This is a genomic window from Actibacterium sp. (assembly GCF_041584535.1).
In the GTDB taxonomy this organism is placed as follows: Bacteria; Pseudomonadota; Alphaproteobacteria; order Rhodobacterales; family Rhodobacteraceae; genus Actibacterium_D.
The window spans coordinates 1-6,423 of sequence record NZ_JBFHDW010000154.1 but is presented as its reverse complement, the minus strand read 5'-3'; the positions used below and the strand labels follow the sequence as shown (position 1 = coordinate 6,423).

At 63.5% G+C, this 6,423-nt stretch carries 5 protein-coding genes; 1 reads left to right on the top strand and 4 read right to left on the bottom strand.

Features of this window, described 5'->3' with window-relative positions:
- Positions 1-490, bottom strand: a 490-nt coding sequence (trpS, locus tag ABYW26_RS08850) for a tryptophan--tRNA ligase (protein WP_372604422.1), incomplete at its 3' end; no start/stop codon positions are given.
- Positions 491-568: 78 nt separating this feature from the next.
- Here trpS and ABYW26_RS08845 point away from each other — a divergent pair.
- Complete coding sequence (locus ABYW26_RS08845) at positions 569-1,255, top strand: rhomboid family intramembrane serine protease (RefSeq protein WP_372604420.1); 687 nt, start codon at positions 569-571, stop codon at positions 1,253-1,255.
- Here ABYW26_RS08845 and murJ read toward each other — a convergent pair.
- The 3 genes from murJ to ABYW26_RS08830 form a co-directional block, all read right to left on the bottom strand.
- On the bottom strand, positions 1,252-2,793 hold the full coding sequence (gene murJ, locus ABYW26_RS08840; protein WP_372604419.1) for a murein biosynthesis integral membrane protein MurJ: 1,542 nt from the start codon (positions 2,791-2,793) through the stop codon (positions 1,252-1,254). The genes ABYW26_RS08845 and murJ overlap by 4 nt on opposite strands.
- Positions 2,793-5,609, bottom strand: a complete 2,817-nt coding sequence (locus ABYW26_RS08835) for a [protein-PII] uridylyltransferase (RefSeq protein ID WP_372604417.1) — start codon at positions 5,607-5,609, stop codon at positions 2,793-2,795. The genes murJ and ABYW26_RS08835 overlap by 1 nt, the downstream gene beginning before the upstream one ends.
- A partial coding sequence (locus tag ABYW26_RS08830; RefSeq protein WP_372604416.1) for an ABC transporter substrate-binding protein occupies positions 5,569-6,423 on the bottom strand: 855 nt, incomplete at its 5' end. The genes ABYW26_RS08830 and ABYW26_RS08835, both read right to left, overlap by 41 nt.

Here is a 6,423-nt window from a genome sequence, read left to right as displayed (position 1 = left end):
GGGTCAGCTCGACATGCTGTTTCTGATCCTCGCCCACGGGCACATGGGTGGCGTGATACAGCAGGATGTCCGCCGCCATCAGCGCCGGATAGGCAAACAGCCCCAATGAGGCGTTCTGGGCGTTCTTGCCGGACTTGTCCTTCCACTGGGTCATGCGCTGCATCCAGCCCATGCGGGCGACGCAGTTAAAGATCCACGCCAGTTGCGCGTGCTCGGGCACCTGGCTTTGGTTGAACAGGATGGATTTCTCGGGATCGACGCCGCTGGCGATGAACCCGGCTGCCAGTTCGCGCGTGGCGCGGCGCAGATCGGCCGGGTCTTGCCAGACGGTGATCGCGTGCAGATCGACCATGCAATAGATCGTCTGCATCCCGCCCTGATCCTGCGCTTGGGCAAAGCGTTTCAGGGCGCCAAGATAGTTGCCAAGGGTCAGGCCGCCCGAGGGCTGGATGCCTGAAAAGACGCGCGGTGTGTGGACCACCTCCGTCATGATGCATATCTCCGTCTGGAATTTCCTGTCCGCCTCGCTTACCCATGCAGACAAAGCCCGTCAACCAAAGGCAGCCCAATGCAACATCCCTCGCATCATTCGCCAGTTAACCCGCTACCGCCGGTGGTCTGGCTGCTGGCGACGCCAATCGCCTTGGTCGAGCTGCTGCTCAGCGCCGGGCGCTATGGGTTTGCCGGAGGGCCGGGCGGCATCGGCTGGCGCACCGCCGCGATCGAGGATTACGGCTTTTACGACATCCTGTTCGACCGGATGCTGGCCACAGGCGACATCGCCGCCAGCGATCTGATGCGGATGGTCAGCTATGTGTTTGTCAGCTTCAGCTTTACCCAGACGCTGTTCGTGATCGTGTTCATTCTGGCGCTGGGCAAAATGGTGGGCGAGATCCTGCGCCCTTGGGCGGTGGTGCTGGTGTTCTTCGCCTCGGCCATCGTCGGTGCGGCGGCTTATGGGCTGTTGCTGGACGAGGCGCGGCCGCTGGCGGGGGGCTATCCGGCGGTTTATGGGCTGATCGGGGCGTTCACCTACCTGATGTCGGTCAGTCTGGCCGCCAAGGGCGACAGCCGCTATGGCGCCTTCACCCTGATCGGGTTCCTGTTGGGCATTCAGTTGCTGTTTACGCTGCTGTTTGGTGGGTCGAATGACTGGGTTGCCGATCTGGCCGGGTTCTTTACCGGCTTTGGCCTGTCGATCCTTGTCAGCCCCGGCGGCTGGCGCCGGTTGCGGGCGCGGTTGCAGCAGCGTTAACCGCGGCGCATGGCACGGCGGAATTCGGACAGGCGGAATGCACCCAGAATGTGGCCCAGCCCGAAATAGCTGACGATCCCAAGCGCCACCAACAGCGCCAGCGCGCCATAGCGGATGCGGCCCGCGCCAAGCCACGGCTCAAGCCCGCTGGCGGCAACAACCAGCAGCACCGCCATCAGGGCCGAGCTGAGGATGATCCGGCCAAGGCGGCGCTTGAACCGCGCGTCCAGTTGCGCGGCCTCGCCCATCCGGCGCGACCCACGCCACAGCACCGCCACCATCGCCCAACCGGCCAAAGTGGTGCCCAAGGCAGCCGCCAGATAGCCCAGAACCGGGATCAGACCGACCGCGACCACCACGTTCACCGCCAGCGAGATCAGCGCATAGTAAAACGGCCGCTTGGTGTCTTCGCGGGCGAAAAACAGCGGTTGCAGCACCTTTTGCATCACAAAGGCGGGCAGCCCCAGACCGTAGATCGCCACGGCGGCGGCGGTCGCGGCGGTGTCGCTGGCGTCAAAGGCGCCGCGCTGGAACAGCACCCCGATCAGCGGGCCCGGAATGGCGATCAGCGCCGCTGCGGCGGGGATGGTCAGGGCCAAAGACAGCTCGCCCGCGCGGTTGAACGCATCGCGCCCACCGGCCAGATCGCCAGCGCGCAAGCGCCGTGACAGATCGGGCAACAGCACCACGCCGATGGCGATACCGACCACGCCTAGTGGCAATTGATACAGCCGGTCGGCATAGTTCAGCCACGCAATCGCACCGTCGAAAAAGCTGGCGACCTGACGACCGACCAGCAGGTTCACCTGCACCACGCCGCCGGCCAGCGCGGCGGGTCCTGCGATGATCGCCAGCCGTTTCAGCTCGGGCGTCAGGCGCGGGCGGCGCAGCGTCAGACGGAACCCGGCGCGCGAGGCCGCCGTCCACACCAGCGCCAGTTGCGCCATGCCCGCCAAGGGCACGGTCCAGATCAACGTGTCTCCGACCGGCCAGCCCAGCCGCCCGGCCAGCACCATAGACGCGATGAACAGCACGTTCAGCAGCACCGGCGCGGCGGCAGCGGCCACGAACCGGCCCAGCGAATTCAGCACCCCCGACAGCAGCGCCGCCAGCGAAATGAACAGGATATAGGGAAAGGCCACCCGACCATAGCCAGTGGCCAGCGCGAACCGGTCATCAGCGACAAAGCCCGACGCCATCGCCAGCACCAGCCACGGCATGACCAATTGCGCCAACAGCGTGAACACGATCAACAGCGCCGTCAGCCCGGAATAGGCGTCGCGGGCAAAGCCGATTGCGTCCTCGTCGGCCTCGACTTTTTTCGAGAACATCGGCACGAAGGCCATGTTGAACGCGCCCTCGGCAAAGAACCGGCGGAACATGTTGGGCAGGGAAAAGGCGATCAGGAATGCCTCGGCCACCGGGCCCGAGCCCAGATAGGCGGCGATCATGATGTCGCGGACAAAGCCCAGAATCCGGCTGGCCAATGTCCAGACGCCGACCGTCAGAAACCCGGACACCAACCGCGGAGCGGACATCAGCCGCGCGCCCTTTCCGCGCCTTTTTCGATGGATTCGCGCAGTTTCTTCTCAAGCCCGGCCTGTTTCTGCTTCGAATGCAGTTTCAGCCCGAACATGTCCTTGACGTAGAAGGTATCGACCACCTGCGCCCCGAAGGTCGCGATCACCGCCGAGGCGATATAGATGTTGTTGCGGGCCAGAACCCGGGTCAGATCGAACAGCAGACCGGGACGGTCGCGGGTATCGACCTCGATGATGGTGTAAATGTCCGAGCCCTCGTTATCGAACGAGATATGGGTCGGGAACTGAAAGCCACGCTCGCGTTTCGACAGCTTGTCGCGGTCTTTCAGGCGTTCGCGCGGCAGCACCTCGCCCATCAGGGTTTTCATGATCGTGTCGCGCAGACGCGGCAGGCGGGCGGCCTCGTAAGGTGCGCCTTCGGCATCCTGAATCCAGAACACCGCCGTGGCATAGCCGTCGGATGACGTATAGGTGCGCGCATCGACCACGTTGGCGCCAACCACCGCCAGCGCCCCGGCCAGCCGCGAGAAAATCCCCGGGTGATCGGACAACGCGAAACAGGCGCGGGTGGCGTCGCGGTCGGCATCCAGATGCATGTCGATGCGGATTTCGTCGGCCGAGATCCCGCGCAGCAGATTGGCAAAGATGACCTGCGTATCGGTGGGCAGGCCTTGCCAATAGGGGCCGTAATGGCGGCTGGTCTCGGCGCGCAGGTCTTTCTTGTCCCAATCGGGCAGGGCCTCGCGCAGGGCGCGTTTGGATTCGGTCTCCAGCTTTTCGCGGTTCAGATCCTCGATGCCGTTATCCAGCGCGTCTTCGGTCTGGTTATAGAGATTGCGCAACAGTTGCGCTTTCCAGTTGTTCCAGACACCGGGGCCGACGCCGCGAATGTCACAAACCGTCAGCACGGTCAGCAGGTCCAGCCGTTTCTTGCTTTTCACCAGCTTGGCAAAGTCGCGCACGGTGCGCGGGTCGGAAATGTCGCGTTTCTGAGCCACGTCCGACATCAGCAGGTGATAGCGCACCAGCCATTCGACGGTCTCGCATTCCTCGGGTTTCAGGCCCAGACGTGGCGTGACTTTGCGGGCAATCTGCGCCCCCAGAACCGAGTGATCCTCGGGGCGGCCCTTGCCGATGTCATGCAGCAACAGCGCGGTATACAGCACCTTGCGGTTCAGCCCGTCCTTGAGGATCTTGCTGGCCACCGGCAGGGATTCCCGCAACTCGCCGCGCTCGATCTGGGCCAGAACCGAAATGCATTGGATGATGTGCTCGTCCACCGTGTAGTGGTGATAGACGTTGAACTGCATCATCGCGATGATCGGCTCGAACTCGGGGATAAACGCCTGAAGCACGCCCAGTTCGGCCATGCGGCGCAGGGCGCGTTCGGGGTTGCCGTGTTTCAGCAGCAGGTCAAAGAAAATCCGCTGCGCCTCTTTGTCCTCGCGCAGGGCGTTGTCGATCCGGCCCAGATTGGCGGTGACCGCACGCATGGCATTGGGGTGCAGCAACATGCCGGTGCGCAGGCCCTCTTCGAACAGGCGCAGGATATTCACCTTGTCGACAAAGAAGGTCTTTTCGTCAGAAATGCTAAGCCGGTTATGGACGATCGCATAGCCGTCCTTGGCCTTGCGGCGACGGCGCAGCAGGCCCATCAGGCTGGGCGCGGTTTTCACATGGCTGGCTTCCAGCGAGGTCAGGAAGATGCGGGTCAATTCGCCAACGCGGGTGGCGTGGCGGAAATAGTCCTGCATGAAATGTTCGACCGCGCGGCGGCCGCCATGATCGGTATAGCCCATGCGCGCCGCGACCTCGACCTGCATGTCAAAGGTCAGCTGATCCATCGCGCGACCGGCCAGCAGGTGCAGGTGACAGCGCACCGCCCACAGGAAATTCTCGGCGCGCTCAAAGTTGGCGTATTCCTCGCGGGTGAATACGCCCAGCTTGACCAGGGCCGAGCTGTCATCCACCCGATGCACGTATTTCGCGATCCAGAACAGCGATTGCAGGTCGCGCAGGCCGCCTTTGCCTTCCTTGACGTTGGGTTCCAGCATATAGCGCTGGCCGCCCTGCTTGCGGTGGCGTTCCGAACGCTCGGTCAGCTTGGCCTCGATGAATTCGGCGGCAGTGCCGCTGAACAATTCATCCCAAAGCCGGTGTCTGAGTTCGGCGGCAAGCCCGTCGTCGCCCGCCAGAAACCGGTGCTCCAGCATGGCGGTGCGGATGGTGTAATCCTCGCGGCCAAGGCGGATGCAGTCTTTGACGGTGCGGCTGGAATGGCCGACCTTCAGATGCAGGTCCCACAGCATGTAAAGCATCGATTCAATGACGCTTTCGGCCCAGGGCGTGACCTTGTAGGGCGTCAGGAACAGCAGATCGACATCGGAATGCGGCGCCATCTCGGCCCGGCCATAGCCGCCCACCGCCATCACGGCGATTTTCTCGGCTTCGGTGGGGGTGGCCAGCGGGTGCAGCACGGTCATTGCCACGTCCAGCACGGTGCGGATCAGGCAATCGGTCAGATAGGCATAGGACCGCACCACCCGTCGCGCCGCAAAGGGATCCTTGGCGAACCCCTCGGCAATCGCGTCGTTGCCGGTCTTGCGAAACTCGTTCAGCAGCCTGACCGTCGCATCGCGGATCGCGCGCGGATCGTTGTCGCCCTTCAAGGCGGTTTCCAACGCGGCGGCATAGGCCGCACGGTCAAAGATTTCCTCGGCCGGGCGGATCAGATCCGACGGCTGGGAATGCAGCGGCTGGGACAGACCGAGGTCAGAAGCCAGCGCCGCCGAAGTGTCTTGGGGCAGGGTCAATCACAAAAACCTGATTATCGCGGATTTCAGCAACGGCAAGGCCGCGCTCGTTCGTGCCATTCGGCAGCAGCCGGAATATGCCGTTTACACCGACAAATCCAGCCCCCTGCGTCAGGGCGGCCTTGGTCAAAGCATCGGACTTGCCCTGGCTGACCAAAGCACCGATTGCGGCGATCCCGTCATAGGCCAACCCGGCAATTGGGTGTGGTTGCGATCCAAAGGCCGCCTCGTAGCGGCTTGAGAACCGCTGGTTCAGCGTCGGGTCGGGCATGGCGAACCAGCCGCTCTGAACGCCGGGCAAGGCAAGGGTCGATGCCGGGATATCCCAGCGCGTCAGGCCAAGGAATTTATAGATCGACGGCTTGATGCCGTTATCGGTCAGCAACTGGGTGACCAGCGGCAAAGCGCCCGAGGTTTCAGCGGTAAAGAACACCGATTGCGCGCCCGAGTTGCGTGCGGCTTCAGCGATCTGCGGGATCGCCTGCACCACGCCGTTTTGCGAGAATTCATACGAGCTTTCCGCCACGACCGCCGCGCCCGACGCGGCAGCAGCGCCCCGAATGGCGGCGGCGCCAACCTCGCCCCCGAGGTTCTGCTCGCTGACGATCATCATGTTGCCCAGCCCCTGACCGGCGGCATAGCGAACCAGACGGTCGGCGGTGTTCTCAAAGGTCGGGCCCAGCACGAAGACGTTGCCGCCCGCGATGCTGGAACTGTTGGAAAAGCTCAGAACGTTGACGTTGCGGCCCGAAACCGCGACGCCAACCGCATTGGCCGATTGCGCCCGGACCGGGCCGAGAATGATCTTGGCGCC

What these genes read in the sequence shown, in the direction of transcription:
- ABYW26_RS08845 (WP_372604420.1), top strand. Translation starts at nt 569, where the DNA reads ATGCAACATCCCTCGCATCATTCGCCAGTTAACCCGCTACCGCCGGTG.
- murJ (WP_372604419.1), bottom strand. Translation starts at nt 2,793, where the DNA reads ATGTCCGCTCCGCGGTTGGTGTCCGGGTTTCTGACGGTCGGCGTCTGG.